This window comes from Achromobacter aloeverae (assembly GCF_004121055.1).
GTDB classification, from domain to species: Bacteria; Pseudomonadota; Gammaproteobacteria; order Burkholderiales; family Burkholderiaceae_B; genus Bordetella_C; species Bordetella_C aloeverae.
In genome coordinates this window covers 75,624-101,193 of the sequence record NZ_PYAL01000008.1, presented here as the reverse complement: position 1 = coordinate 101,193, position 25,570 = coordinate 75,624, and the positions used below count along the sequence as shown (strand labels likewise).

The following is a 25,570-nucleotide window of genomic DNA, read 5'->3' as shown; positions in this document are numbered from 1 at the left end:
AGCGCCGGCAGGCGTCCGGGGCTGTGGACGCCCATGGGCTTTCCATAGGGGCCCATGGCGTTCGTGAGCACGCACGGGCCTCCATGCCTCTACGCCAGGCCCAGCAAGGCGACCTCGCCGGTTTCGACGTCATAGATCGCGGGTTGGACGCGCAACGCGCCCGTCTTGACGCGCTGCGCGATCACGGGCGACGCGGCGCCCAGTACCCGGGCCTGCTCGATGGCGTTCTGCATGACCACGGCACGATATTCCTTCGACGGGATCTTGGCGATTGCGCCATGCATGTAGGAGTACAGGGTCGTGATCTGACCCGGCGCGTTCCTGTTGTCGATGGCCGCCTTGACCGCGCCGCACCGGCTATGGCCCAGCACCATCAGCGTTTTCACCTTCAATACTTCAGCCGCGTATTCCAGGCTGCCGATGACGGCCGAGGAGGCGACATTGCCTGCCACGCGAACAACGAAGAGCTTGCCGATGGACTGGTCGAAAAGCAGTTCGACAGGGACGCGCGAGTCCGAACAGGCAAGAATCGCCGCGAAGGGAGACTGGCCTTCGGCGGTTTGCGTGCGCAGCATTTCGAAGTCGTGCGGGGACGTAGTGTGCTTGAGTTGCAGATAGCGCGCGTTGCCGGCCATCAGCTTTGCCAGGGCTTCGTCAGGCGTGTTGGCAGGCAGTGGGCTCAACAACTTGGGCGTGGCCCCCAGTGCCGGCGCCGCGTTCAGACCCAGCCCGCCGGATGCCGCGGCGGCCAGGGCCAGGCCCATGAAGCGGCGGCGGGCGGCATGGCCGGCATCGCCAGGGTTTGAGCATGAAGTCTGCGTCGTTGTGCAGTTGCAGGACAGCGTGTGTCTCGGTGTGGGCGGCATCGATGGTTCCTGGTGGTGAAGCGCCCGGGCAGTATCTGGAAGGATGGCTCCGTCGAGAATCAGATTTCTCTCCGCTGTCCCGTTGTCATCGTGACAAAGCCAAAACACGTTGCGGCGGCTGCAGGCTCGTCCCGTTCCCCGCTCGTCCCGTCTCCACGTCCCGTGTGCAAAGCAAACGGCCCGACCCGCTATCAGCGGATCGGGCCGTGGATCCCGAAAAATCGATGCCGGACAGGGCGCCGGTCAGCCCCGGACGTTGGTGCCGGGCACGCGCAGCGTGCTGCCGACCTTCAGGTTATTGCCTTTCAGGTTGTTCAAGGCGCGCAGCGCGTCCACCGACGTGCTGTACTGGCGGGCCAGCGAGAACAAGGTATCGCCGCTGCGCACCTTGTGCTGGCGCACGTTGGGCTTGACGGCATTGGGCTTGACCGAGGCCAGGCGGCCCTGGCTTTGCGCCACCGCCGGCTTGATCTCGGCGCGCTCCGCGCCATCCGACATATCGAGCGACGCCACCTGCACCGCGCCGCTGTTGCCCGGCACCAGCAGGTTTTGCGCCACGGCGGATTTCTGCTTATGGGGGATCTCGTTGACCTGGCGCAGCGTCGATTCGGACACGCCGAAACGCTTGGCGATGGCGGCATACGACTCGCCGCGCCGCGCGCTGTACACCTTCCAGCTGGATAACTGGCCCTTGTAGGCGTCGATGTTGGCATTGAAGATGGCCACGCGATCAGCCGGCAGGATCAGGGTCGGTGCATGCTCGCCGCGTATCAGCGGACGGTTGAAGGACGGGTTCAAGGCCTTGAACTCGTCCAGAGGCATCTCGGCCAGGCGGGCGGCGACTTCCACGTCCATGTCCTGGTTCTTCTGCACCGTGGCGAAATACGGTTGATTGCTGACGGGCGGCAACACCACCGCATACTTCGCGGGGTCGGCGATGATGTTCTTGATGGCCTGCAACTTGGGTACGTAGTTGCGGGTTTCTTCGGGCATGGTCAGGGACAGGTAGTCGGTCGGCAGGCCCGCGGCCTCATTCCTGGCCATGGCGCGTTGCACCGATCCTTCGCCCCAGTTGTAGGAGGCGAGCGCCAGGTACCAGTCACCCTGCATGTCGAAGAGGTTGCTGAGATAGTCGAGGGCGGCATTGGTCGACGCGATCGGATCGCGTCGCTCATCGCGCCACCAGTCCTGCTTCAGATTGAAGTGCTGGCCGGTCGCGGGCACGAATTGCCACAGGCCCGACGCCTGCGACCGCGACAGCGCGGTCGGGTTGTAGGCGCTTTCGACGAAAGGCAGCAGCGCCAGTTCGGTAGGCATGCCGCGCCGGTTGATTTCGTCGGTGACGTAATAGAGATACTTGCCGGCGCGCTCGGCCATGCGTTGCATGGCTTCGGGGTGGGACGCGTAGTACTCGGTCCATTGTTCCGACAGCGGCGTATTCAGATTCGGGATGGCGAAGCCGCGGCGGATGCGGTCCCAGACGTCACGCGGAGGGTGCGTCAGGTCGACGGTGCGCGATGTCACCGCGGCGACATAGCGATTGGGGTATCCGGGCTGCTTGGAATCGGCATCAGAGAAATTCTGTTTCGGCGCTGTTCCCGCGCATCCTGCCAACAAGGCAACCAGCAAGGGAACAATCAGTCGGAGCAATTTCATCAGTTAGATCACTTGAAGTTATTCTTCCATTCTCGAAGTACGGCAAATACTTCGACCGGCGAGGTTAGTGAACGCCCAGCCTGAACCGCGGCAGCCTTGGCAACGTCAACTTGCTGGGTGCGAAGGAAGGGATTGGTGTTCGTCTCCTGGCCCATCGAGGAGGGCAGGGTGGGAAGACCGAGTTCGCGCAGTTGCTGGGCCCGCTGATACCACTGTTGCAGGGTGCGGTTGGCAGGTTCTACGGCCAATGCCCAGCGCAAGTTGCCCAGAGTGTACTCGTGAGCGCAGAAAACTTGTGTTTCAGGCGGTAATGTTACGAATTTTTCCAGGGATGCATGCATTTGTGCCGGGGTGCCTTCGAACAGGCGCCCGCAGCCGCCAGCGAACAGGGTATCGCCGCAGAACAGCGCGGGATTGACACCCGCGGCCCGTCCCCAATACGCGATATGGCCCGCGGTGTGGCCAGGGACATCGAGCACGGCGAGGTCCAGGTCCAGGTCCGGCAGCCGCACCCGGTCGCCTTCCTGCAAGGGGACGTCGCAGCGCGGCAAGGTTTCGAGGGCCGGGCCGTATACGGTGGCACCCGTGGCGCGCGACAATTCCAGGACGCCCCCTACGTGGTCGGCGTGGTGATGCGTGAGTAGAATGGCGCGCAGTTGCAGGGGTTCGCCTTCGTGGCCCTGCTTTTCCAGCGCATCGAAAACCGGCGCGGCGTCACCGGGGTCCACCACGGCGGCCAGGCCCTGGTTGCGCAACAGCCAGATGTAGTTGTCGGAGAATGCCGGCACGGGCAGGATGGCGGGACCCTGTGCGCCGACGCCAGCGGGGGCGTGGGTAGCTTGCATGATCTAAGGAATCCAAAGCGTGGCAGAAGAAATTGCGCCGATTGTAGAACTGGCCGAGTGGTTCGAGACACCTCCCGGCCAGTATGCGCTGCGCTGGGAGCAGGCTCAGTTCGATGCGGTAGTGGCCGACGTCTTCGGCTACAACGCCCTGCAGGTGGGGCTGGCCGAGCTGGATCTGCTGCGCGCCAACCGTATGCCCTTCAAGGCATACGTGGGCGAAGTCATGCCCGAGCCTGACGTCGCCGCACGCTGGCAGGCATGCACGGTGGCGGATCCGCATGCCTTGCCGTTCGAATCGGGCAGCATCGACCTGCTGGTCCTGCCGCATGCCTTCGAGTGCACCGATGCGCCGCACGAGATCTTGCGCGAGGTGGAGCGCGTGCTGATGCCCGAGGGGCGGGTCGTGATTTCGGGCTTCAATCCCTGGAGTCTTTGGGGGGCGCGCAATCGCATGCCCGGCATGGAGCCGTGGCTGCCGCATGCGCCGTCGGCCCAGGTATCGCTGGCGCGGGTGAAGGACTGGCTCAAGCTGCTTTCCTTCGAGGTCGATCGTGGGCGGTTCGGCTGCTATGCGCCGGCCTGCCGCACCGATGTCTGGCTGGATCGCTGGAAGTTCATGGAGTCGGCGGGCGACCGCTGGTGGGCGGTCTGCGGAGCGGTATATGTGGTGTCGGCCATCAAGCGGGTGGCCGGCATGCGCCTGATCGGTCCGGCATGGAAGCAGAAGCGCAAGGCGCCGGCGGCCGCGTCCGTGGTGGCCAATCACCGGGTCGGCGATCTTTGACGGCCGCGCGTATCATGCGCGCCAGGTTTTTTTTCCGAATTGATTGGAATACATAGTCTTGACTACTGATGCTCGCCCCGAAGTGGAAATCTGGACCGATGGCGCCTGCAAGGGCAACCCTGGACCTGGCGGGTGGGGCGTGCTGCTGCGCGCGGGCACGCATGAAAAAACCATGCATGGCGGCGAGATGTCGACCACCAACAACCGCATGGAGTTGACGGCCGTCATCGAGGGCCTGGGCGTGCTCAACAAGCCATGCAGCGTCACCATCCACACCGACTCGCAGTACGTGATGAAGGGAATGACGGAATGGCTGGCCAACTGGAAGCGGCGCGGCTGGGTCACGGCGGAGAAAAAGCCCGTCAAGAATGCCGACCTGTGGCGCCTGCTGGACGAGCAGGTACAGCGCCACGAGGTGACATGGCGCTGGGTGCGGGGGCATGCGGGGGATCCGGGCAACGAAATGGCGGATCTGCTGGCCAATCGGGGCGTGGACGAGGCGCGCCGGCAGGAGAGCACGCGGCGTCCCGTGGCGCAGTGATCCTGCCGCGGGGATAGCGGTTCGATGCCGCGGCGACGTTGCCGCCGCGTTGCGGGGGCGTTGCGTCGCCGGCGGGGTCGTGGCGTACACTGTCGCCTTGCCGTTTTCCTGCCTTCCGCACCGCCTCCATGCGCCAGATCATTTTCGATACCGAAACCACCGGACTGGACCCTGCCCAGGGCCATCGCATCGTCGAAATCGGTTGTGTCGAAATCGTCAATCGGACGGTGACCGGCCGCAATATGCATGTCTACCTGAACCCGGACCGCGACAGCGATCCCGAGGCGCTGGCGGTGCATGGCCTGACCACCGAATTCCTTTCCGACAAGCCGCGCTTCGAGGAGATCGCCGATGAGCTGATGGAGTTCATGCGGGACGCTGAAATCATCATCCATAACGCGGCCTTCGACACCAAGTTCGTCAATGCGGAAATGGCCCGCCTGGGCAAGCCCGCGATGGTGGAGTATTGCGGCAAGATCACCGACTCGCTGATGGAGGCGCGCCAGCGGCGCCCGGGCAAGCGCAATTCGCTGGATGCGCTTTGCGATTTCTACGGTATCTCCAACGCCCACCGGACGCTGCACGGCGCCTTGCTCGATGCGCAGTTGCTGGGCGAGGTGTGGCTGGCGATGACCCGCGGCCAGGATGCGTTGCTGATCGAGGTGGAAGACGACGGCACGGGCGCGCAGGCGGGCGCCGAAGTGATGGGCCGCTTCGATGCGTCCGGCCTGCCCGTGATCGTAGCGGCGGCCGAGGAACTGGCCGAGCACCAAGAATATCTGCTGGTCCTGGACAAATCGGTGGGGGGCGCCTGCGTATGGCGAACCTACGATCCCTTGCCACCCGCCGGGGAAGCAGCGCCGGCCGGCTGACAAACGTTTCCGCCCGCGCCGGTAGCTGACGATCGTGTCGCGATTTTTCATCGATGCTTGCCATGATGCAAAAAGACATGCTATAGTCGCTGTCTCACTTCGGGCGGTTAGCTCAGTGGTAGAGCACTGCCTTCACACGGCAGGGGTCACTGGTTCGAACCCAGTACCGCCCACCAGGAATTCCGAAGTTGAAAAGCCGGCCTCGACAGAGACGCCGGCTTTTTTGCGTCCATGCTGGTCCAGTCGGCTTATTGGGCGTCCGTAGCGGAACAAGGACGTCATTCGGCCGAGCAATTCGTCGGCCCGGGGGCATGGATACCAGCCCCTTCAAAGATTGGCCGTGTGGCGGGAGCGGGAAGTCCTTGCGCGAGCACTTCGAGGCGACCAATCACCGCGACGCGATCCTGTACGTCGAAGATATCGTTGCCAAGCACGAGGCGCTTACCGAATGGCAGATTCGCAATTTGCATTCACTCGTCCTTAAGGGCATCGATCCGGAACAGGCTGGCCGGTATCGGCAGGAAAACGTAGTGACCGCAGGCGCGAGTACGACACCGCCGGATTTTCTGCACCTTTCCGTCGAAATGGCCGCGCTACTGGATTGGTACGGGCACGCCGGGGCGTTGCATCCGGTCGAGCGGGCCGCGGAGCTGCACACACGATTCGTGAAGATTCACCCATTTATCGATGGCAATGGGCGAACCGGGCGCTTGCTGCTTAACTTCGAATTGATGAAAGAGGGCTATCCGCCTGCGATCCTTCTCAAGGAAGACCGGCTGGGATACTACGATGTCCTGGACACGGCGTGCGTTCGCGGCGATTACGCCGATATCACGTCCCTGGTCGCGGTCTCGGTGCAACGATCGCTCGATCTGTATATTGGCGTGCTGAAGCTGAGCCAGCCGCCAGATCGGGAGCGTCCTCCGCCGCCTGCCTAGCCACGTTCGGCGCCACGGCCGGCGCAGGTGCTGTCCCGGATAACCACCTCGAAGCCGGTGGATTCCAGCTTCGCCTTGGCATCGGGCTCGGCGAAGCCGCGCATTATGGCGGCCTCCAGCTTCTTCACGATGGCGGCCCTTGGGCGTGGGCAGGTCGGTCCACGAAACAACGCCGAAGCGCCCTTGTCGGGCCGTCTGCTGCTGCTGGATCTATGAGCAGGCAGGATGCTGCTCGATTGTCGCCTGGTGTCCCCAGTCAGGCTCCCCTTTACTGCTCGATTTGTGAGCACTCGGGCATGCGGCCGAGTGCAGGGGCAGCCCTGTTATCCACAGGCCGGCCGTCCGGTTCGCCGTCATCCTCGCGTGCATAGACGCTGGGTGGGACGCCCAGCACGCGCTTGAAGGCCGCAGCGAAGGCGCTGGGGCTGTCGTATCCGTGGTCCAGCGCCACCCGCAAGATGGATGCCCCTTCGGCGAGCTGGGGCAGGCTGAGCAGGATGCGGGACTGCCGTCGCCAGGCGGTGTAGCTCATTCCGGTTTCACGATGGAAGAAGCGTGTCAGCGTGCGGCTGCTTATGTTCACGCCGCGCGCCGCGTCTTCCAACGATAGGGGCAGGGCGGGCGCCGCGAGCAGGCGCGCGCAAAGATGAGCCAGCTTGGCATGGCGCGGCATGGGAAGGCGCGTGGATTGCCGGGGCGCGATTTCCAGCTCGTCCAGGATAAGGTCCATGATGTGCGCGGCGCGGCTGTCCGGAGCATAGTCCAGCGGCAAGCCCACCGCCGCGATGATGGCCGCGCGCAGAAGAGAGCTGACGCCGATGACTTCGCAGCGCCGCGGCAGCGATGCGCGCGCATTCGCTTCGACGAACACCGTGCGTATCTGCACCGGTCCCGAGATACGGATGCCATGGTCGATCCCGCAGGGAATCCAGATGGCGCAGCCGGCCGGCACGTACCAGTTGCCGTGCTCGCAGTTGGTGATCATCACGCCCGACAGCGAGTGCAGCAACTGTCCGCGGCGATGGCTGTGCCGGTCGATATAGTCCCCGTCCGGATGATTGCTGGCCATGGCGGCCAGGGGGCGCAGGGTGTGCTGGCAATCCTCGAAACGCCGATGGGTGCAACTCAGGCAATTCATTTCAATGCAGGTGATGCGCTTACTCGTGAAGCCGGGCGGCTTCGTGGGCCGGCTTCATTATCCATAACCTGCGCGCCCCGGTAAGCCCTGGGCAACGCTTTTGTCTTTTTCACTGGCACGGTTGGCAATTGCGCGCCGGTTGGTGCCATGTCCGGGGTAGCTGTCCGAGGTCCGCCTCCGGCCGTCATATTCGGTTCATGTCCAGATCCCGACGAAGGTTGTCGGATTGCGTCGATTCCGGGCGCGCCGGCCGCCGCAGAATTTGTCCCGCGATGGGCGGAACGCCTTGCGTGTACGCGGTGGTCGAACTTCCAGGTAGTCGAGCTTCCAGTGTGAACGCAGCGCCGGCCGCCCGCTGTGTCGCGGACGAATCTGGAGGTTGCATGAAGATCATTCCTACAACATTGCGCGCGGCGGCGGCGGCGCTGGTGCTGGCTGTCGCGGGTTGCGCGGTCGGACCCGACGGACCGCCGCGGGCCACTGTGCCGCTTTCCCCTACGAACGAACCCGCGACCACCAAGCTGGCCGTGGACACGCCGGATAAATGGTGGACGCTATACAGCGACGACGCACTGAACGACGCCGTCGAGGAGGCGCTGACGCACAACCGCGACTTGCGCGTCGCCGCGGCGAACCTGCTGGCGGCGATGGCGATGCAGGACGAAGTGGACGACCGCGGGCGACTGCATGCGGCGACAGGCGCGTGGGCCGGTCATGGCAACGCCACCAGCGGCCAGCCCGAAGCCGCGATGGCCGATGCGGGAGAGGGACATACCGGCAGCCGTGTCGGTGCGAGCCTGGACGTCGGGTGGGAGCTGGATCTCTTCGGCCGCCTGCGTCACCTGGCGGATGCCGCGCGGGAGGACACCCAGTCGGCCGCGGCGGCCCGGGACGGTGTGCGTATTCTCGTCGCCGCGGATACCACCCGGGCCTGGCTGCAGGCTTGCAGCACCGCCAGCCGCCTGGCGATCCAGCAGCATTCGATCCGTCTACTCGAAGATGGCCTTGCGCTGGCGCATCGCCTGCGCGACACCGGGGCCGGGTCGGCGCTGGACGTGGCGCGCGCGCGGGCCTTGATCGCCGAAACGCGCGCGGATGCCGCGAACCTGGCCGCGGCGCGACGGCAGGCGCTGGCGCGGCTCGCGGTGCTGATGGGGCGCGTGCCCGAGGATGCGCCTGCGCAGGCGCGGACGTGCGAGGCGCCGCCTGCCCTGTCCGGCGCCATGCTTGCGAACGATCCCGTCGCCATGCTGCGGCGCCGGCCCGACCTGCGCGAGGCGGAGCATGAGCTGGCGGCCGCTACCGCAAGGCTGGGCGTGGCGCGCGCTGAACTCTATCCGCGCATCGCCTTGGGCGGCGGTATTACGCATGCCGTCCTGGACGTGGGCCGGGGCGGGGAAAGCCGGAGTACCGTCTGGAGCCTCGGTCCGCTGCTGAGCTGGTCGTTTCCCGACATGACCGCGGCGCGCGCCCGCATCGCGCAGGCCGGCGCCCATGAAAGCGCGGCGCTGGCGCGGTTCGACGGCGCCATCCTGCGCGCGCTGGGCGAGTTGCGCCAGTCCCTGATCGCCTATGACGCCGCGTCCCGGCGCGTGGCCGACCTGACCCAGGCCGAGCGCCAGAGCGATGAGGCCTTGCGCCTGGCCACGCTGGGACGGCAGGCGGGCGAGACGTCGGCGCTCGAGTACCTGGACGCCCAGCGCCAGGACGTGGCGACGCAGGCAAGGCTGGCCGGGGCGCGGGCAGCGCTCATCGACGCGCAGGTGCAGGTGTTCAAGGCGGCGGGGGGCGGCTGGCGGGAGGCGCCGGCCGTCGCCCTGGCTGTCCCGGACCGGGTCGCCGCCGCCGGCCCGTCCATCGGGAAGGGCGAAATCGGCCAGTGAGGGAAGAGACGCCATCAGAAAGGCCGCCCGGAATGAGGCGGGTGATGACGCGAGCAACCACGCACGCGGCGGCGCACGCAGCGCGCGATACAGATTGGAAAGACATGGACAGTAAATACATGGACGGGCAGGGCAGCACTCGTCCCGCCGGACGCGCGAACCCGTTCGCGTCGAAACAATTCCGCATGGCCGCGGTGGCGATCATCGCGGTGCTGGCGGTGGCCTGGGGCGTGCGGTGGTGGCTGCATGCCCGCTACATGGTGGAGACGGACGACGCCTACGCACGGGCGGACATCTCCACCGTGTCGGCGCGCGTCGCCGGCCATATCCTGGCGGTCGATGCGCGGGACAACCAGCAGGTCGGCGCCGGCGACATACTGGCGCGCATCGACGACAGCGGCTACCAGGCGAAAGTGGCCCAGGCCACTGCAGCGCTGCACGCCGCCGGAGCGGAACGCGAGGCTCGCGCGGCCGCGGTCGCCAACCTGGATGCCCGTACGCGCCTGCAGCAGAGCCTGATCGACGAGGCCGAAGGCGCGGTACGCGTAGCCCAGGCCGAAGCGGCGCGTGCGGGGAAGGCGCGGGCCCGCCAGCGCCAGCTTTTCGACAGCCAGGTGAACAGCGCGCAGCAATGGGAGGCCGCGCAGGCGGACGCCCGCAAGGCCGATGCCGTCCTGGCGTCGGCCCGTGCCGGCTTGGAGGCGCGTACACGCGAACTTTCGGTGCTGGCAACCGAGAAGCGCATGGCCGCCTCGGAATACGAAAAAGCGCAGGGCAGGCGCGAAGAAGCGGAAGCGGTGCTCGCGCAGGCGCGTATCGCCTTGTCCTACACGGTCGTGCGCGCCCCGGTCGGCGGACTGGTGGGACAGCGCAGTGTGCGCGTGGGCGCCGCCGTGGCGCCGGGCACGCCACTGCTAGCCGTGGTGCCCGGGGACGTTTATGTCATCGCCAACTACAAGGAGACCCAGGTCGGCCAGCTACGACCTGGGCAGCCGGCGATCGTGGAGGTCGACGCCTTCGACGGGCTGCGGCTGCATGGCCACGTCGATAGCTTGGCGCCGGCATCGGGCGCGCAGTTCGCGCTGCTGCCGCCCGACAATGCCACGGGCAATTTCACCAAGATCGTCCAGCGCATGCCGGTGAAGATCGTGCTGGACGCGGGACAGCCGCGGATGCGCGACATCCGCCCCGGCATGTCGGTGATCGCGTCGGTGGACACGCGTCATGAATAGCAAGGTCGCGGGCCCGCCGTCCCCGGTCGTTCCGGAAATTTCCCTGCGCACCTGGGTAGCCGTCCTGGGCAGCGTGGTGGGCTGCTTCATGGCCGGCATGAATGTCCATGTGACCAATGCCGCCCTGCCGGACGTGCGCGGTTCGCTGGGGGCCACCTTCGAGGAGGGGTCCTGGATCACCACCGCTTACCTGGTGGCGGAGATCATCATCATTCCGATGACAGGCTGGCTGGTGTCGATATTCTCCATGCGCCGCGTCATGGTGGTGGGGACGGCCGGTTTCGTGGTGTTCTCGATTGCCTGCTCGCTGGCGCCGAACATCCAGACGATGATACTTGCGCGCGCGCTGCAAGGCGCCTTCGGCGGCGTGCTGATTCCCCTGTCGTTCCAGCTCATCGTCACGGAGTTGCCGGCGGCCAGGCATCCCCTAGGCATGGCGCTGTTCGCCGTCGCCAACAATGTCGCGCAAGCCGCCGGCCCGTCGCTGGGCGGTTGGCTGGCCGACGTGTTTTCCTGGCGCTGGATTTTCTACCTGCAGGTGCCGCCGGGCGTGCTGCTGCTCGCGGCGATCGGTTGGTCGGTGCGCCCCCGTCCTGTCGAGCTGCGCCGTTTGCGGCAGGGCGACTGGTGGGGCATGGCGACCATGGCCGTTGGCCTGTCGGCGCTGCAGATCCTGCTGGAGGAGGGCGAGCGCTACGACTGGTTCGCGTCGCCGGCCATCGTCTATTGCGCCTGCGCCACCGTCGTCAGCCTGGCGGCCTTCGTCCTGATCGAGTTGCGGCGCGAACATCCCTTCATCAACCTGAGACTGTTGGGCCGGTACAACTTCGGCATCGCCAGCCTCATGCAATTCACGTTCGGCGCGGTGGTGTTCGGCGTGGTCTTCCTGGTGCCCAACTATTTTTCCGAGATCCACGACTACAACGCCCGGCAGATCGGCCTGCTGATGATTCCCTACGGGCTGGTGCAGTTCGTCATGTCCTTCGCCACGCCGCGGCTGATGCGCTGGACAAGCGCGCGCACGGTCATCGTCGCGGGCTTTCTCATCACCGGCCTGGGTTGCCTGATGAATGTGTCCCTGAATATCGACGCGGCCGCGAATGTCATCGTGCCGTCGTTGGTCGTGCGCGGCATCGGCCAATCGCTAGTCGTGGTGGCGCTGGGGGTGATGGCAGTCCAGGGACTGGAGAAGGCGGAGATCGGCTCCGCCTCCGGGTTGTTCTCGATGGTGCGCAACGTGGGCGGCGCTATCGGCATCGCCTTGTTCAGCCAGGTGGTGGTGGACCGCGGTAAATTCCACGCGCAGCGCATCGGCGAATCGGTGACGCTGTTCGCGCAGGCGACTCAGGAGCGGCTGGCGGCCTTGGGTAACGTGTTCGCCCATGGCGGGGTCGGGTCGCCGCCCATGGGGGGGGATGCGGCGGTGCAGCCGTTTTTCTCCCAGGCGGTCGGCCTGGTGGCCAGGTTGGTCCAGCGCGATGCCTTGCTGCTTTCCTATAGTGACGCCTTCCTGCTCGCCGGCGTGGCCATGATGGCTTGCGTCCTGGTCGGGTTGTGCCTGCGCAGGCGGTGACGCGGCAACCTCGCCGGGAATGCCGTGGTGGGCGCACGGCTGGCCTGCGTGCCTGCCGCGGCCGCGCCTTTCTTCCGGCTGAAAGCCCCTGCTGGCGGCGCCGGGAAACGCCGCCGGCCGCCAGGAAAACTCGGTGATACACTCTTACACCGCTGTGTGAGTCCAGGTTCGACCCAAGCGAACAGGTCCGCCCCGGCGGTCGCGGATGGGATTTACCCGTCTCCGCATTCCTCCGTGGCTGCTGTGCGCATGCCCGTCCCCCGCGTCCGATACGCATCGATGCGACCCGCCGACTCCGCGTCATCACAAGAATTCTGGCAATCCCTTAATCGAGTCAGGGCTACGAGAAAAATGTCTACTACGTCGAAGATCATTTACACCCTCACTGACGAAGCGCCGGCGCTGGCAACGTATTCGTTGTTGCCTATCGTCCAGGCCTTCACCCGCCCCTCCGGCGTCGTGCTGGAGACGCGCGACATTTCGTTGGCGGGCCGCATCATCGCCGTTTTCCCCGAGTACCTGACCGACGCGCAAAAGCAGTCGGACGCCCTGGCCGAGCTGGGCCAGCTGGCCACCAAGCCCGAAGCCAACATCATCAAGCTGCCCAACATCAGCGCCTCGATCCCGCAGCTGAAGGCCGCGATCAAGGAACTGCAGGAGCAGGGCTACAAGCTGCCGGACTACCCGGACGAGGTCAAGAACGACACCGACAAGGACGTCAAGGCGCGCTACGACAAGGTCAAGGGCAGCGCCGTGAACCCCGTGCTGCGCGAAGGCAACTCCGACCGCCGCGCGCCGCTGTCGGTCAAGAACTATGCCCGCAAGCATCCCCACAAGATGGGCCCCTGGACCGCCGATTCCAAGTCGCACGTCGCCCACATGGACAACGGCGACTTCTTCGGCAGCGAGAAGTCGGCGCTGATCGCCGATGCCGGCAACGTCAAGATCGAACTGGTCGGCAAGGACGGTTCCACCACCGTGCTGAAGGAAAAGACCCCGGTCAAGGTCGGTGAAGTCATCGACGCCTCGGTGCTGAGCAAGAAGGCCCTGCGCAGCTTCCTGGAAAAGGAAGTCGCCGACGCCAAGGCCAAGGGCGTGCTGTTCTCGGTGCACCTGAAGGCCACCATGATGAAGGTCTCCGACCCCATCATCTTCGGCCACGCCGTGTCCGTGTACTACAAGGACGTGCTCACCAAGCACGCCGACGCGCTCAAGCAGGTGGGTTTCGACCCCAACAACGGCATCGGCGACCTGTACGCCAAGCTGAAGGACCTGCCGGCGGCCAAGCAGGCTGAAATCGAAGCCGACATGAAGGCCCTGTACGCCAACCACCCCGCGTTGGCCATGGTCAATTCGGACAAGGGCATCACGAACCTGCACGTGCCCAGCGACGTCATCGTCGACGCTTCGATGCCCGCCATGATTCGCGACTCCGGCCGCATGTGGGGCCCGGACGGCCAGCTGCACGACACCAAGGCCGTGATTCCGGACCGCTGCTACGCCGGCGTGTACCAGGCGGTCATCGAGGACTGCAAGAAGAACGGCCCCTTCGACCCGGTCACCATGGGCAGCGTGCCCAACGTCGGCCTGATGGCGCAAGCCGCCGAAGAATACGGTTCGCACGACAAGACCTTCCAGATCGCCGCTGACGGCGTGGTGCGCGTCACCGACGCCGCCGGCAAGGTGCTGCTGGAGCAAGCCGTCGAAACCGGCGACATCTTCCGCATGTGCCAGACCAAGGACGCCCCGGTGCAGGACTGGGTCAAGCTGGCCGTCTCGCGCGCCCGCGCCACTGGCGCCCCGGCCGTATTCTGGCTGGACAAGAACCGCGCCCATGATGCCCAGCTCATCGCCAAGGTCGAACGCTACCTGAAGGACCATGACACCAAGGGCCTGGACATCCGTGTCCTGTCGCCGGTCGAGGCCACCAAGTTCTCGCTGGAGCGCATCCGCGCCGGCAAGGACACGATCTCGGTGACCGGCAACGTGCTGCGCGATTACCTGACCGACCTGTTCCCCATCATGGAACTGGGCACCAGCGCCAAGATGCTGTCCATCGTTCCGCTGATGGCGGGCGGCGGGTTGTTCGAGACCGGCGCGGGCGGTTCGGCGCCCAAGCACGTGCAGCAATTCGTCGAGGAAGGCTTCCTGCGCTGGGATTCGCTGGGCGAGTTCATGGCGCTGGCCGCGTCGCTGGAGCACCTGGGCAACACCTACAAGAACGCCAAGGCCGCCGTGCTGGCCAAGACCCTGGACGCCGCCACCGGCAAGTTCCTGGACAACGACAAGTCGCCCGCCCGCAAGGTCGGCGGCCTGGACAATCGCGGCAGCCATTTCTACCTGGCGCTCTACTGGGCCCAGGCCCTGGCCGAGCAGACCGAGGACAAGGACCTGCAGGCCAAGTTCGCGCCGGTGGCCAAGACCCTGACCGAGAACGAAGCCAAGATCGTCCAGGAACTGGGCGCGACGCAGGGCAAGCCGGTGGACATCGGCGGCTACTACCGCCCCAGCGCCGACAAGACCAGCAAGGCCATGCGTCCCAGCGCCACGCTGAACGCCGCGCTGGACTCGATCGGAGCCTGATGCGCGCGTCGCCGCGCTGATCGTCCGATCAGGGAAACAGGCCGGAGAGCGATCTCCGGCCTTTTTTCTTGCGGGGTATGCCGCCCCTCCGGCCAGGGCCGGCTCAGGCGGACCGGCCGATCCGTTCGGCGATGTAGCGGCCCGGCCGCGCACCCGTGGGCGCACCATCCGCCCAGGTCGCGACACCACCGACGTAGACATGCCGCATGCCCTCGCACGGGGTTTCCGGTTCATCGAAGGTGGCTCGGTCGATGATGGTGGCGGGATCGAAGACGGCCAAGTCGGCATGGAAGCCCACCGCCACCTGGCCGCGTTCCCTTAGGCCGAAGCGCAGTGCGGTCAGCCCGCTCATGCGGAATACCGCCTCTTCCAGCGAGAAGACGCCCAGCCCGCGCGCATAGTGGCCGAGCACGCGCGGGAAGGTGCCCCACAGGCGCGGATGCGGCCGCGCGTCGGCGGCCAGGCCATCGGACCCTATCATGGTGTCCTGGTACGCCAGGATGCGGCGCACGTCGTTGTCGTCCATGATGAAGTAGACCGCGCCCCCGGGCAGCAGGCGCTCGGCGGCTTCGCGCCGCGAGCAGCCCCATTCGTCCGCCAGGTCTTCCAGATACCGGCCGCTGGCCTGCGGGAACGGCTTGGACCAGGTGATCATGATGCGGTCGCAGATCTCCACGCGCTCCGGCCGCAGCATGGTGGAGGACGCGTCGTACGGATAGCAGTCCATGCAGACCGCCTGGCGCGCCGCCGCCGCGCGCACGTGCTCCAGCGTCTGCGCGGAGCGGCCATGGTTCTGCTTGCCCACCAGCTTATGGTGCGAAATGACGAGAGGCACGTTCAAGGCGGCGCCGATGCGCAGGCTTTCGTCGATGGCGTCCATGACGTGATTCCCTTCGTCGCGCATGTGCGTGGCATAGACGCCGCCCAGGCGCGACAACGGCTCGCAGACCGCGATGATTTCCGCTTCGGTGGCGGCGGCCGCGGGCGGGTAGAACGTGCCGGTGGACACGCCCAGCGCGCCCTCGCGCAAGGCTTGCTCCACGTCCGCGCGCATGGCCGCGATCTGCGCCGCGTCGGCCGGGGTATCCAGGTCGGGCATATGGCGCACACGCAGGGTGGAGTGGCCGACCATCGCGGCGACGTTCACCGCGGGCGGCCGGGCGTCGATGGCCGCGCGATATTCGGCGAAGCTGCCGAAGCGGTAGCCGCCGCCCAGCAGGTTCAACGGCGGCGGCGGCAGCTCCTCCGATTGCAGCGGCGCGAGGCTGATGCCGCAATTGCCGTTGATGACGGTGGTCACGCCTTGCGAGACCTTGGGCGCCATGTCGGGCATTTCCAGGACTGCCCAGTCATCGTGGGAATGGCAGTCGATGAAGCCAGGAGCGACCACCAGTCCCGTGACATCCATCCTGCCTTGGGGGCGGACCGGGGCCGAGGCCAGGTCGCCAATGGCGGCGATGCGCCCGCCGCGGATGCCGACATCGGCGCGGCGGCGCGGGGCGCCCGTGCCGTCGACGACGTCGCCGCCTTGCAGTATCAGGTCGTACGGTTGCTGCGTGTCCATGCTTGGGGTCCTTGGCTGGGAACGATGCGGCATTGTGCGCTTGCCTGACGGCGGTGACCAATGCCTAACGCCGTACCTTCCATAACCTGGCTGCGCGGCGGGAAACGGAAAGGGGCGTGGGGGGAAGGCCTCTCGGCGCCGGCCCGGCGCTGATGCGGCGAAACATAACCTTTAGGGCATGGTAAACCCTCGTACGGGGACCCCGGAACGCACAAGTTCCCTCGGAAATATCATCGTTAACCCTAGCTATTTCACCAGCGGATAACCATCGGTTATGGTTCCTGCCGCAATTGCTATTTGTACGGCCTCCAACCCAAACGGCATGATGCGCTCCTGGACTCCCATCGTGGCCCTCCAAGGACATTCGCCATGCGTATTTTCAGCGCCGGTCTCGGCACCGAGACCAATACCTTCGCTCCCCTGCCGACCAGCCTCGATTCGTTCCGCGGCAAGGAGTACTTCCCGGCGGGCCAGCACCCTGATACGCCGACGGCGCAGGGCGCGCCGCTATGGGTGGCGCGCAAGCGTGGCGGGCCGTTGGGATGGACGCTGAAGGAAGGCCTGGTGGCCTCGGCGCAGCCCAGCGGCACCACGACCCGCGAGGCCTATGAAACGTTGCGCGAACAGATCCTCGCCGACCTGCGTGCCGCCTTGCCCGTGGACATAGTCCTGCTGGGCCTGCACGGCGCCATGGTGGCCGACGGCTACGACGACTGCGAAGGCGACCTGCTGCAGCGGGCGCGCGCGATCGTGGGGCCCGAGGTCGTCATCGGGACCGAGCTGGACCCGCATGCCCACCTCAGCCCGCTGATCGTGGACAGTGCCGATATCGTCGTGCTGTACAAGGAATATCCCCATACCGATATCGTCCGGTGCGCCGAGCAGTTGCTGGACCTTTGCCTGGACAAGGCGCAGGGCCGGACCCGTCCGGTCGCCGCCCTGGTCGATTGCGAAATGGTGGTGCCCATGCATACGACGCGCGAGCCGGCCAAGGGTTTCGTCGATCGCCTGCGCGCCATGGAAGGCAAGGACGGCGTCCTGTCCCTGTCGTTCTCCATGGGATTCGCCACCGGCGACGTGCCGGAGATGGGAGCCAAGGTGCTGGTCTATACCGACGCCGACGAAGCCAAGGCGCGCGACCTGGCCCGCCGTCTGGCCGACGAGCTCATCGGCCAGCGCGAAAACCTGATGGTGAAGTACCGCACGATAGACGAAGGCATAGACGAGGCCCTGGCCTTCGATGGCGGCCCCGTGGTGCTGGCCGACCGCGCCGACAATCCCGGCAGCGGTGCGCCCGGCGACTCGACCTATGTGCTGCGCCGCCTGCTCGAACGCGGCATCGCCAACGTCGCGATGGGACCGCTGTGGGACCCCATCGCCGTGCGTATTGCCTTCGACGCCGGCGAGGGGGCCACGCTGCCCATGCGCCTGGGCGGCAAGGTGGGCCCCTTGTCCGGCGACCCGGTGGACGTGACCTGTACCGTGCGGGCCTTGCGCCGCGATATGAAAATGACCAGCCTGACCGGCAGCCCGGCGCCCATGGGCGATTGCGCGCTGGTGCATGCGCAGGGTGTGGATATTGTGCTGGTATCCAATCGAAATCAGGCAATCAACACGGATCTGTTCTCGCAACTCGATTGCGACCTTGCCGCGCACAAGATGGTGGTGGTGAAATCGGCCCAGCACTTCCATGCGTCCTACTCGAAGATCGCCAGGCACGTGATCTACGTAGGCGCGCCTGGCGTGGCCACGCCGGACTGGAAGACGCTGGTGTACAAGAAAATCCGCATGCCGAAATGGCCGCTTTGAACAATCCACGACATCCCCTCGACCCCGACCTACGGAGCCGCCCCATGAAACGCCGCCTCTACTCCGCGCTCGCCGCCCTGTCCATGGCAGCCGCCTGTCTCTCCGGCGCCCCCGCCCAGGCCGAGGGCAAGACCCTGCGGCTGGTGCCTTACGCCGACCTCAAGGTGCTGGACCCCTTCTTCACCACGGCGTACATCACCCGGAATTTCGGTTTCATGGTGTACGACACGCTGTTCGGGCCGGACGCCAAGGGCAATCCGCGGCCGCAGATGGTGGACACCTACAAGACCTCGGCGGACGGCAAGTCCTGGACCTTCACGCTGCGCGACGGCCTGAAGTTCAGCGACGGCAATCCCGTGCGTTCCGCCGACGTGGTGGCATCGCTGGAGCGTTGGGAGAAGCGCGACAACATCGGCCGCGCCATGGTCGCGGCCGGCGGCAAGTGGGCCGCGGTGGACGACAAGACGTTCACGCTGACCCTGGACCAGCCCTTCGGGCCGGTGCTGGACGGCCTGGCCAAGGTGGCCAGCTATCCCGCCTTCATCATTCCCGAGCGCCTGGCGAAGATGCCCGACACCGCGCCGTTGAACGAAGTGGTCGGTTCCGGCCCTTACCTGTTCAAGCGCGATGAATGGGTGCCTGGCAGCAAGCTGGTGTTCCTGCGCAACCCCGCCTACGTGGGGCGCGCCGATGCGCCCTCGGGCCTGGCCGGCAACAAGACCTCGCATGTGGATCGCGTGGAATGGGCCATCCTGCCGGACGCCAACAGCGCCATCGCCGCGTTGAAGAACGGCGAAGTCGACATGATCGAGGAAGTCACGCCCGACTACATCAAGGCCTTGCGCGGCGACAGCGCCGTGCATACGGGGGTGACCGGCAAGTCGCAGGCCTATCTCATCATGAATTTCCTCAATCCGCCGTTCGACAAGGCGCAGGCGCGCCAGGCGCTGCGCCATGCCATCGACCAGGAGAAATTCGTGGCGGCCATGGGCTACCCGGAAGACCTGCGCATGAACTACTGCGCGACCTATTTCATCTGCGGCAGCCCCAACGACACCAGCGCCGGCGCCGAACCCTATCGCAAGGTGGACATGGCGCTGGCCAAGAAGCTGCTGGCCGAATCGGGCTACAAAGGCGAGAAGGTCGCCGTCATGCTGCCGACCGACGTGGCCTACCTGAACTCCGCCACGCTGGTGGCGATCCAGGCCATGCAGGACCTGGGCCTGAACGTGGATATCCAGTCCATGGACTGGGCCACGGAAACGGCGCGGCGCGCCAGCAAGAACCCGGTCGAGAAGGGCGGGTGGAGCGTCTACCTGTCCTCGGCGGCCGACTACAACGTCAACTCTCCGCTGAACAATACCTACCTGGGCGCGGCTTGCGGCAACAGCCTGCCCGGATGGCCCTGCGACAAGCAGCTCGACGAGTTGCGCACGCAGTGGGTCGGCGCCACCGATCCGGCCAAGCGCAAGGAGCTGCTGGACAAGTTCCAGGCGCGCGCCTACGAGGTCTTGCCGTATATCGCCGTGGGCCAGTTCGATCGCGTGCACGCGGTGCGTGCCTCGATCAAGCACAGCGACCTGCTGTGGGGCCTGCCCAACGTCTGGGTGCTGGATAAGTAGCCACGGCGTCGATAGCCATCCCGCGCCGTGCCACGCCCAGTGCCGCGGCGTGCCGGCCACAACACGATACGGCCATCCGCCGCGCGGGGCGGTTGCCGTCGCTAGCCCGTAGTACGGAGTTCGCATGGCCTATGTCATACGGCGCATCCTCGCCACCTTGCCTGTGATGGCGGTGGTGGCGGTGATCGTCTTCCTGCTCATTCATTTGTCGCCCGGCGACCCGGCGGCGCTGATTGCCGGCGACCTGGCCACGGCCGAGGATATCCAGCGCCTGCACGTCGCGCTGGGCCTGGACCAGCCGCTGTGGCAGCAGTTCCTGCTGTGGGCCGGCAAGCTGCTGCATGGCGACCTGGGCACGTCGCTGTTCACCCAGGTGCCGGTGTCCAGCCTGCTGGCCCAGCGGCTGGAGCCCACCTTGTCCATCGCCCTGCTGACCATGGGCCTGTCCATCCTGGTCGCCATTCCCATGGGCGTGCTGGCCGCCTACAAGGCGGGCGGCTGGATCGACCGCCTGGTGATGATCTTCGCGGTGCTGGCGTTTTCGGTGCCGGTGTTCCTGATCGGCTACCTGCTGATCTACGGTTTCGCGGTGCAGCTGCATTGGCTGCCGGTGCAGGGCTATACGCGCCTGTCCAACGGCCTCTGGCCCTGGCTGCGCAACCTTATCCTGCCGTGCGTGAACCTGGCGCTGGTGTACATCGCGCTGATCACCCGCATGACGCGGGCCACGGTGCTGGAGGTGCTGCACGAGGACTACATCCGCACCGCCCGCGCCAAGGGCCTGGCGGTGCTGCCGGTGCTGGGGCATGCGCTGCGCAACGCGGCCATACCCATCGCGACCACGGTGGGCGTGGGCATCGCGCTGCTGATCGGCGGCGTGGTGGTCACGGAAACGGTGTTCGCGATACCGGGCATCGGCCGCCTGGTGATCGATTCGGTGCAACACCACGACTACCCGGTCATCCAGAGCGTGCTGCTGCTGTCGGCCGCCACCTATGTCCTGATCAACCTGCTGATCGACCTGAGCTATCGCCTGTTCGATCCACGCATCCGCTACTGATGCGGCCCAGGGGAAACCAGATGCTTGAAACTTCTTCGGCAACGGACGCGGCGGGCGCGGCCAACGCAGCCGGCGCAACGATCGCCGCCACGCAGGCGCCGCCGTCCCTGCGCTGGCGCTGGCTGCGCAAGCACCCGACCTTGATCCTTGGCCTGGTGTTGCTGGCGGCCATCGTGGTGCTGTCGCTGGCCGCGCCGTGGATCGCCACGCACAATCCCACCGCCATCAATCCCTTGCAGCGCCTGAAGCCGCCGTCGGCGGAACATTTCTTCGGCACCGACGCGCTTGGGCGCGACGTGTTCAGCCGCGCCGTGTGGGGCGGTCGCGTGTCGCTGGTGGTGGCGATCGCGGTCGCCGTGCTGGCGACCGCGCTGGGCGTGGCGCTGGGGCTGATGGCCGGTTTCGTCCGCTGGGCCGATTCGCTCATCATGCGGGTGATGGACGGGCTGATGGCGATTCCCGACATCCTGCTGGCCATCGCGTTGATGGCGGTGATACGCGCCAGCCTGTCCACCGTCATCCTGGCCATCACCATACCGCAGGTGCCGCGCGTGGTGCGGCTGGTGCGTTCGCTGGCGCTGACGCTGCGCGAACAGCTTTTCGTCGAGGCGGCCCATGCCATCGGCACGCGGCTGCCGGTGATACTGGTGCGCCATATCCTGCCCAATATCGTCACGCCGCTGGTCGTGCAGGCGACTTTCATCGCCGCCACCGCGGTGCTGACGGAGGCGGTGCTGTCCTTCCTGGGCGTGGGCGTGCCGGCGCAGGTGCCGAGCTGGGGCAACATGATGGCCGACGGCCGCAACTTCGTGGCGGTGGCCTTCACGGTCATCCTGTTCCCGGGCGTGCTGCTCGCGCTGACCGTGCTGTCGATCAACATGATCGGCGACGGCCTGCGCGATGCGCTCGATCCGCGCCTGGCGAACCAACTGTAGGAGGATGTGGATATGACTCCAGAAACGTCGTCCGCGCCGGTCCTGCTGGAAGTGGATAACCTGTCGACCTGGTTCGATACCGTGGCCGGCATCGTGAAATCGGTGAATGGCGTGTCCTACCAGGTGCGGGCCGGGCAGACCCTGGGCGTGGTGGGCGAGTCGGGTTGCGGCAAGAGCGTCACCGCGCTGTCCATCATGCGCCTGCTGGCCATGCCGCCGGCGCGCTTCGCCGGCGGCGAGGTGCGCTATCGCGGCACCAACCTGCTCGCGCTCAGCGAGAAGCAGATGCGCGACATCCGCGGCAACCGCATCTCGATGATCTTCCAGGAGCCGATGACGTCCCTCAATCCGGTGCTGACCGTGGGCCGGCAGATCGCCGAGACGGTCATGGTGCATCAGAAGGTGGGCAAGCGCGAGGCCATGGCGCGCGCCACGGAAATGCTGCGCCTGGTGCAGATCGCCGAGCCGCAGCGCCGGGTCAACGAATATCCGCACCAGCTGTCCGGCGGGATGCGGCAACGCGTGATGATCGCGCTGGCCCTGGCCTGCAATCCGGAGGTGCTGATCGCCGACGAGCCGACCACCGCACTGGACGTGACCATACAGGCGCAGATCCTGGACCTGCTGCGCGGCTTGCAGGAAAAGCTGGGCATGGGCATCGTCATGATCACCCACGACCTGGGCGTGGTGGCCGAGTCCTGCCAGCGCGTGGTGGTGATGTATGCCGGGCGCAAGGTGGAAGAGGCGCCGGTGGCGGAGCTGTTCGACCGCCCCCTGCACCCCTATACCCGCGCTCTGATGGCATCCATGCCGTCGATGAACAGCGCCGAGCGCCTGACGGAGATCCCGGGCATGGTGCCGCCATTGACCCAGCTGGGGCCGGGCTGCAGTTTCGCGCCGCGCTGCGCCTATGCTACCGACCGCTGCCGCCGCGAGATGCCGGCCCTGCGGGCGCTGGGCGAGGATCATGTGGTGGCCTGCTTCGAGGCGGAGCGCGTCGCGTCGGATGCGTTGGGTAAGTTGGAGAGGGTGGTGGCATGAGTGTTCCTTTGCTGCAGGTCCGCGACCTGGTCAAGCACTATCCCGGGGCCGCAAGCTGGCTGGGCCGCAAGCGCCCGACCATACAGGCGGTCGATGGCGTGTCCTTCGACGTCGAACGTGGTGAAACGCTGGCCCTGGTGGGCGAGTCCGGCTGTGGCAAGACCACCACCGGCAAATCCATCCTGCGCCTGATCGAACCGACGTCCGGCTCGGTCAAGCTCGACGGCGAGGATATCGCCAGGCTGGATGCGGCGGCGATGCGCGAGCGCCGGCGCGATATGCAGATCATCTTCCAGGACCCCTACGCTTCGCTCAATCCGCGCATGACGGCCGGCGCCATCGTGGAAGAGCCCATGCGCAATTTCAGCAGCGCGCAGGGGCATGGCGCGGCGGCGCGGGCCGAGCGGGTGGCCTGGCTGTTCTCCAAGGTGGGCCTGCGGCCGGAGGCCATGAAGAAATTTCCGCACGAGTTCTCGGGCGGGCAGCGCCAGCGGCTGGGCATCGCGCGCGCCCTGGCGCTGCGGCCCAAGCTGATCGTGTGCGACGAACCGGTGTCGGCCCTGGACGTCTCGGTGCAGGCGCAGGTCATCAATCTGCTGACGGACCTGCAACGGGAGTTCGGCATCGCGTACCTGTTCGTGGCTCACGACCTGGCCGTGGTGCGCCACATCAGCCATCGCGTGGCCGTGATGTACCTGGGCCAGGTGGTCGAACTGGCGGACCGCCAGACGCTGTTCTCGCGGCCGCGCCATCCTTACACGGAGATCCTGTTGTCGGCGGTGCCCGTGCCCAATCCGCATGTGCACAGCCAGCGCATCCTGCTGCGAGGCGATCCGCCCAGTCCGGCCAATCCACCCAGCGGCTGCCGATTCCACACGCGCTGCCCGCTGGCCCAGGATATTTGCAAAAAGGAGCGGCCGGTCCTGTCGCCACGCAGCCCGGACGGTGCCGGCGCGGACGGCTCGGCGGCGGCGGCGACCCAGTGGGTGGCTTGCCATTTCCGCTAGGCTTGCGGCACGATGGCGAACGTGCCGCCTTCCGGCGGCCGCGTCAGCCTTCAGGAGAGACCGTGTACGATCCCTTGAGCCAGGACATTTCGGAATTGGGCGCCGACCTCGCAAGCGGCGCCACCACTTCCCTGCAACTGGTCGAGGCCTACCTGGCGCGTATCGCGGCCCACGACAAGAAGGGCGCCGCCATCAATGCCATGACCTGGCTGTGCGACGATGCGGCCGCCCAGGCGCGCCAGCTGGACCAGGAGCGGGCGAACGGCCTGGTGCGCGGGCCGCTGCATGGCGTCCCCATTGTCGTGAAGGACAACATCGACCTGGCCGGCCTGCCGACCACGGCGGGCTCCGCGCTGTTGCGCGAACATCGCCCCGCCCGCGATGCAAGCGTCGTGCGGCGTTTGCGGCAGGCCGGCGCCATCGTGCTGGGCAAGACCAATATGTCGGAATTCGCCTGCTCCAACGGGCGCTACGGCTATGGCTCGCTGGCTGGCCTGACGTTGAATCCCTACAACCGCGCCCGCAACGCGGCGGGTTCCAGTAGCGGTAGCGGGGCGGCCGTGGCCGCGGGCTTCGCGGCGGCGGCGCTGGGCACCGATACCTTCGGGTCCGTGCGGGCGCCGGCTTGCGTGGCGGGGCTGGCTGGCCTGCGCCCCACCCTGGGCCTGATTCCGGTCGATGGCATTCTGCCGCTGTCCTTGTCCTTCGACACCGTGGGGCCGCTGGCGCGCCGGGTGCGCGACGTGGCGCTGTTGCTGCGTTCGATGGCATGCGCGGTGCCGGGTGGCGAGCGCGGCGAATATCTTGACGCGCTGGATGCGGGGGCCCTGCGGGGCCAGCGCATCGGCGTGGTGGCGGACTTCCCGGGCGAGGACGAAGAGGTCCAGGCCATCGTCGGGCAGTCCCTGGACCGCCTGCGCGACCTGGGCGCCGTCCTGGTGGACCTGCGGGTGCCCGCGCCGGCGACGGCGCTGCATCCCATTCTGCTCGCGCCCCTCGCCGACGCGGAATGGCCCGGGCAGCTGGATGAGTACCTGAAGAAGAGCCTGGGTGCGGCACCGCTTACCATGGCGCAACTGGTCGATGCCGCCACCGCCTGGTCCGCGGCCTGTCCCACGCATGATGTCAATCCGCGCACGCTGGCCGGCATGCGGCGCGCGCTGGAGGCGGCGCGACAGCAGACGGCGGTGGAGCGCGCGCGGGCGCAGGCCACGCTGGCGGGCTTTCGTGCCGCGTTGATGCAGCGGATGCGGCAGGAGGACGTGACGGCGCTGGTGTTCCCCACGCTTTCCTGTCCGGCTTCGCCGCGTTACGACCAGCCCGATCCCTCCTATGTGGAGCACCCCGGCAATCCTTATGCCGCGCTGTATGTCGCCAGCGCGGCGGGCCTGCCGGAAATCAGCGTGCCGGCGGGCCGGGCGCGCGCCGGCGTGCCCGTGGGCCTGTCCTTCATGGGCGCGCCCCACGACGAGGCGCGCCTGCTGGGGCTGGCCTACGCCTTCGAACAATCGGTGGGCGCGCGCCTGGAGCCCGTGCTGGAGGATGCGGGGGCCTCCGGAGCGGCGGGCGGCGTCCGGACAGGTGGCCTTCAGGTATAGTCGGCAACTCCACAAGTCCTTCC

General features: G+C 66.7%; 21 protein-coding genes and 1 tRNA gene. 16 read left to right on the top strand and 6 right to left on the bottom strand.

The window, feature by feature from the left end; translation table 11 throughout:
* Positions 1-89: 89 nt before the first annotated feature.
* The 3 genes from C7R54_RS24000 to gloB form a co-directional block, all read right to left on the bottom strand.
* Positions 90-866, bottom strand: coding sequence for a carbonic anhydrase (locus C7R54_RS24000; protein ID WP_129153247.1), 777 nt, complete (start codon positions 864-866; stop codon positions 90-92).
* Positions 867-1,109: 243 nt separating this feature from the next.
* On the bottom strand, positions 1,110-2,522 hold the full coding sequence (locus tag C7R54_RS23995) for a transglycosylase SLT domain-containing protein (RefSeq protein WP_129153246.1): 1,413 nt from the start codon (positions 2,520-2,522) through the stop codon (positions 1,110-1,112).
* Positions 2,523-2,530: 8 nt separating this feature from the next.
* The gene (gene gloB / locus C7R54_RS23990) at positions 2,531-3,367 is read right to left on the bottom strand and encodes a hydroxyacylglutathione hydrolase (protein ID WP_129153245.1); all 837 of its coding nucleotides are present in this window, start codon (positions 3,365-3,367) and stop codon (positions 2,531-2,533) included.
* Positions 3,368-3,386: 19 nt separating this feature from the next.
* On the opposite strand from gloB, the gene C7R54_RS23985 reads away from it, so the two are divergent.
* The 5 genes from C7R54_RS23985 to C7R54_RS23965 all read left to right on the top strand — a co-directional run bounded on the left by C7R54_RS23985 (position 3,387) and on the right by C7R54_RS23965 (position 6,502).
* Positions 3,387-4,151 carry a methyltransferase domain-containing protein gene (locus C7R54_RS23985; protein ID WP_129153244.1) on the top strand — a complete coding sequence of 255 codons (765 nt, stop codon included), beginning with the start codon at positions 3,387-3,389 and terminating at the stop codon, positions 4,149-4,151.
* Between the two features lie 58 nt (positions 4,152-4,209).
* Positions 4,210-4,692 (top strand): ribonuclease HI, encoded by a 483-nt coding sequence (gene rnhA, locus C7R54_RS23980; RefSeq protein WP_377815336.1) that lies wholly within the window; start codon positions 4,210-4,212, stop codon positions 4,690-4,692.
* A 128-nt stretch (positions 4,693-4,820) separates the two neighbouring features.
* Positions 4,821-5,564, top strand: coding sequence for a DNA polymerase III subunit epsilon (dnaQ, locus tag C7R54_RS23975; protein WP_129153242.1), 744 nt, complete (start codon positions 4,821-4,823; stop codon positions 5,562-5,564).
* A 101-nt stretch (positions 5,565-5,665) separates the two neighbouring features.
* Positions 5,666-5,740, top strand: a tRNA-Val gene (locus C7R54_RS23970).
* 135 nt (positions 5,741-5,875) lie between these two features.
* Positions 5,876-6,502: a Fic family protein gene (locus C7R54_RS23965; RefSeq protein WP_129153241.1), complete on the top strand. Its 627-nt coding sequence runs from the start codon at positions 5,876-5,878 to the stop codon at positions 6,500-6,502.
* Here C7R54_RS23965 and C7R54_RS29385 read toward each other — a convergent pair.
* Positions 6,499-6,630 (bottom strand): hypothetical protein, encoded by a 132-nt coding sequence (locus tag C7R54_RS29385; protein ID WP_275669706.1) that lies wholly within the window; start codon positions 6,628-6,630, stop codon positions 6,499-6,501. The genes C7R54_RS23965 and C7R54_RS29385 overlap by 4 nt on opposite strands.
* Before the next feature lie 140 nt (positions 6,631-6,770).
* Positions 6,771-7,640 (bottom strand): AraC family transcriptional regulator, encoded by an 870-nt coding sequence (locus C7R54_RS23960; protein WP_129153240.1) that lies wholly within the window; start codon positions 7,638-7,640, stop codon positions 6,771-6,773.
* 383 nt (positions 7,641-8,023) lie between these two features.
* On the opposite strand from C7R54_RS23960, the gene C7R54_RS23955 reads away from it, so the two are divergent.
* From C7R54_RS23955 to C7R54_RS23940, 4 genes are all read left to right on the top strand, one after another.
* Positions 8,024-9,523 carry a TolC family protein gene (locus C7R54_RS23955; protein WP_129153239.1) on the top strand — a complete coding sequence of 500 codons (1,500 nt, stop codon included), beginning with the start codon at positions 8,024-8,026 and terminating at the stop codon, positions 9,521-9,523.
* Positions 9,524-9,627: 104 nt separating this feature from the next.
* On the top strand, positions 9,628-10,755 hold the full coding sequence (locus C7R54_RS23950; protein ID WP_240039686.1) for an HlyD family secretion protein: 1,128 nt from the start codon (positions 9,628-9,630) through the stop codon (positions 10,753-10,755).
* Positions 10,748-12,328 (top strand): MDR family MFS transporter, encoded by a 1,581-nt coding sequence (locus C7R54_RS23945; protein WP_129153238.1) that lies wholly within the window; start codon positions 10,748-10,750, stop codon positions 12,326-12,328. Before C7R54_RS23950 ends, C7R54_RS23945 begins: the two co-directional genes overlap by 8 nt.
* 351 nt (positions 12,329-12,679) lie before the next feature.
* The gene (locus tag C7R54_RS23940) at positions 12,680-14,911 is read left to right on the top strand and encodes an NADP-dependent isocitrate dehydrogenase (RefSeq protein ID WP_129153237.1); all 2,232 of its coding nucleotides are present in this window, start codon (positions 12,680-12,682) and stop codon (positions 14,909-14,911) included.
* A gap of 103 nt (positions 14,912-15,014) precedes the next feature.
* Here the strand turns inward: C7R54_RS23940 and C7R54_RS23935 are convergent, their stop codons facing one another.
* On the bottom strand, positions 15,015-16,475 hold the full coding sequence (locus tag C7R54_RS23935) for an N-acyl-D-amino-acid deacylase family protein (RefSeq protein ID WP_129153236.1): 1,461 nt from the start codon (positions 16,473-16,475) through the stop codon (positions 15,015-15,017).
* A 369-nt stretch (positions 16,476-16,844) separates the two neighbouring features.
* Here C7R54_RS23935 and C7R54_RS23930 point away from each other — a divergent pair, with 369 nt between their 5' ends.
* The 7 genes from C7R54_RS23930 to C7R54_RS23900 all read left to right on the top strand — a co-directional run bounded on the left by C7R54_RS23930 (position 16,845) and on the right by C7R54_RS23900 (position 25,547).
* Complete coding sequence (locus tag C7R54_RS23930; RefSeq protein ID WP_129153235.1) at positions 16,845-18,284, top strand: M81 family metallopeptidase; 1,440 nt, start codon at positions 16,845-16,847, stop codon at positions 18,282-18,284.
* Between the two features lie 44 nt (positions 18,285-18,328).
* Complete coding sequence (locus C7R54_RS23925; RefSeq protein ID WP_129153234.1) at positions 18,329-19,906, top strand: ABC transporter substrate-binding protein; 1,578 nt, start codon at positions 18,329-18,331, stop codon at positions 19,904-19,906.
* A gap of 124 nt (positions 19,907-20,030) precedes the next feature.
* On the top strand, positions 20,031-20,966 hold the full coding sequence (locus C7R54_RS23920; RefSeq protein WP_129153233.1) for an ABC transporter permease: 936 nt from the start codon (positions 20,031-20,033) through the stop codon (positions 20,964-20,966).
* 20 nt (positions 20,967-20,986) lie between these two features.
* Complete coding sequence (locus C7R54_RS23915; protein ID WP_129153232.1) at positions 20,987-21,901, top strand: ABC transporter permease; 915 nt, start codon at positions 20,987-20,989, stop codon at positions 21,899-21,901.
* 12 nt (positions 21,902-21,913) lie between these two features.
* The gene (locus C7R54_RS23910; protein WP_129153231.1) at positions 21,914-22,942 is read left to right on the top strand and encodes an ABC transporter ATP-binding protein; all 1,029 of its coding nucleotides are present in this window, start codon (positions 21,914-21,916) and stop codon (positions 22,940-22,942) included.
* On the top strand, positions 22,939-23,949 hold the full coding sequence (locus C7R54_RS23905; RefSeq protein WP_129153230.1) for an ABC transporter ATP-binding protein: 1,011 nt from the start codon (positions 22,939-22,941) through the stop codon (positions 23,947-23,949). The genes C7R54_RS23910 and C7R54_RS23905 overlap by 4 nt, the downstream gene beginning before the upstream one ends.
* A 62-nt stretch (positions 23,950-24,011) precedes the next feature.
* Positions 24,012-25,547: an amidase gene (locus tag C7R54_RS23900; RefSeq protein ID WP_158021278.1), complete on the top strand. Its 1,536-nt coding sequence runs from the start codon at positions 24,012-24,014 to the stop codon at positions 25,545-25,547.
* Positions 25,548-25,570: the final 23 nt, after the last annotated feature.

Excerpts from the sequence above, each read along its gene's own strand:
- C7R54_RS23915 (WP_129153232.1), top strand. The coding sequence starts at position 20,987 with ATGCTTGAAACTTCTTCGGCAACGGACGCGGCGGGCGCGGCCAACGCA.
- C7R54_RS23945 (WP_129153238.1), top strand. The coding sequence starts at position 10,748 with ATGAATAGCAAGGTCGCGGGCCCGCCGTCCCCGGTCGTTCCGGAAATT.
- C7R54_RS23930 (WP_129153235.1), top strand. The coding sequence starts at position 16,845 with ATGCGTATTTTCAGCGCCGGTCTCGGCACCGAGACCAATACCTTCGCT.
- C7R54_RS23950 (WP_240039686.1), top strand. The coding sequence starts at position 9,628 with ATGGACAGTAAATACATGGACGGGCAGGGCAGCACTCGTCCCGCCGGA.
- C7R54_RS23905 (WP_129153230.1), top strand. The coding sequence starts at position 22,939 with ATGAGTGTTCCTTTGCTGCAGGTCCGCGACCTGGTCAAGCACTATCCC.
- C7R54_RS23960 (WP_129153240.1), bottom strand. The coding sequence starts at position 7,640 with ATGAATTGCCTGAGTTGCACCCATCGGCGTTTCGAGGATTGCCAGCAC.
- C7R54_RS23965 (WP_129153241.1), top strand. The coding sequence starts at position 5,876 with ATGGATACCAGCCCCTTCAAAGATTGGCCGTGTGGCGGGAGCGGGAAG.
- C7R54_RS24000 (WP_129153247.1), bottom strand. The coding sequence starts at position 866 with ATGCCGCCCACACCGAGACACACGCTGTCCTGCAACTGCACAACGACG.
- C7R54_RS23940 (WP_129153237.1), top strand. The coding sequence starts at position 12,680 with ATGTCTACTACGTCGAAGATCATTTACACCCTCACTGACGAAGCGCCG.
- C7R54_RS23910 (WP_129153231.1), top strand. The coding sequence starts at position 21,914 with ATGACTCCAGAAACGTCGTCCGCGCCGGTCCTGCTGGAAGTGGATAAC.
- C7R54_RS23955 (WP_129153239.1), top strand. The coding sequence starts at position 8,024 with ATGAAGATCATTCCTACAACATTGCGCGCGGCGGCGGCGGCGCTGGTG.
- C7R54_RS23995 (WP_129153246.1), bottom strand. The coding sequence starts at position 2,522 with ATGAAATTGCTCCGACTGATTGTTCCCTTGCTGGTTGCCTTGTTGGCA.
- dnaQ (WP_129153242.1), top strand. The coding sequence starts at position 4,821 with ATGCGCCAGATCATTTTCGATACCGAAACCACCGGACTGGACCCTGCC.
- C7R54_RS23920 (WP_129153233.1), top strand. The coding sequence starts at position 20,031 with ATGGCCTATGTCATACGGCGCATCCTCGCCACCTTGCCTGTGATGGCG.
- gloB (WP_129153245.1), bottom strand. The coding sequence starts at position 3,367 with ATGCAAGCTACCCACGCCCCCGCTGGCGTCGGCGCACAGGGTCCCGCC.
- C7R54_RS23935 (WP_129153236.1), bottom strand. The coding sequence starts at position 16,475 with ATGGACACGCAGCAACCGTACGACCTGATACTGCAAGGCGGCGACGTC.
- C7R54_RS23925 (WP_129153234.1), top strand. The coding sequence starts at position 18,329 with ATGAAACGCCGCCTCTACTCCGCGCTCGCCGCCCTGTCCATGGCAGCC.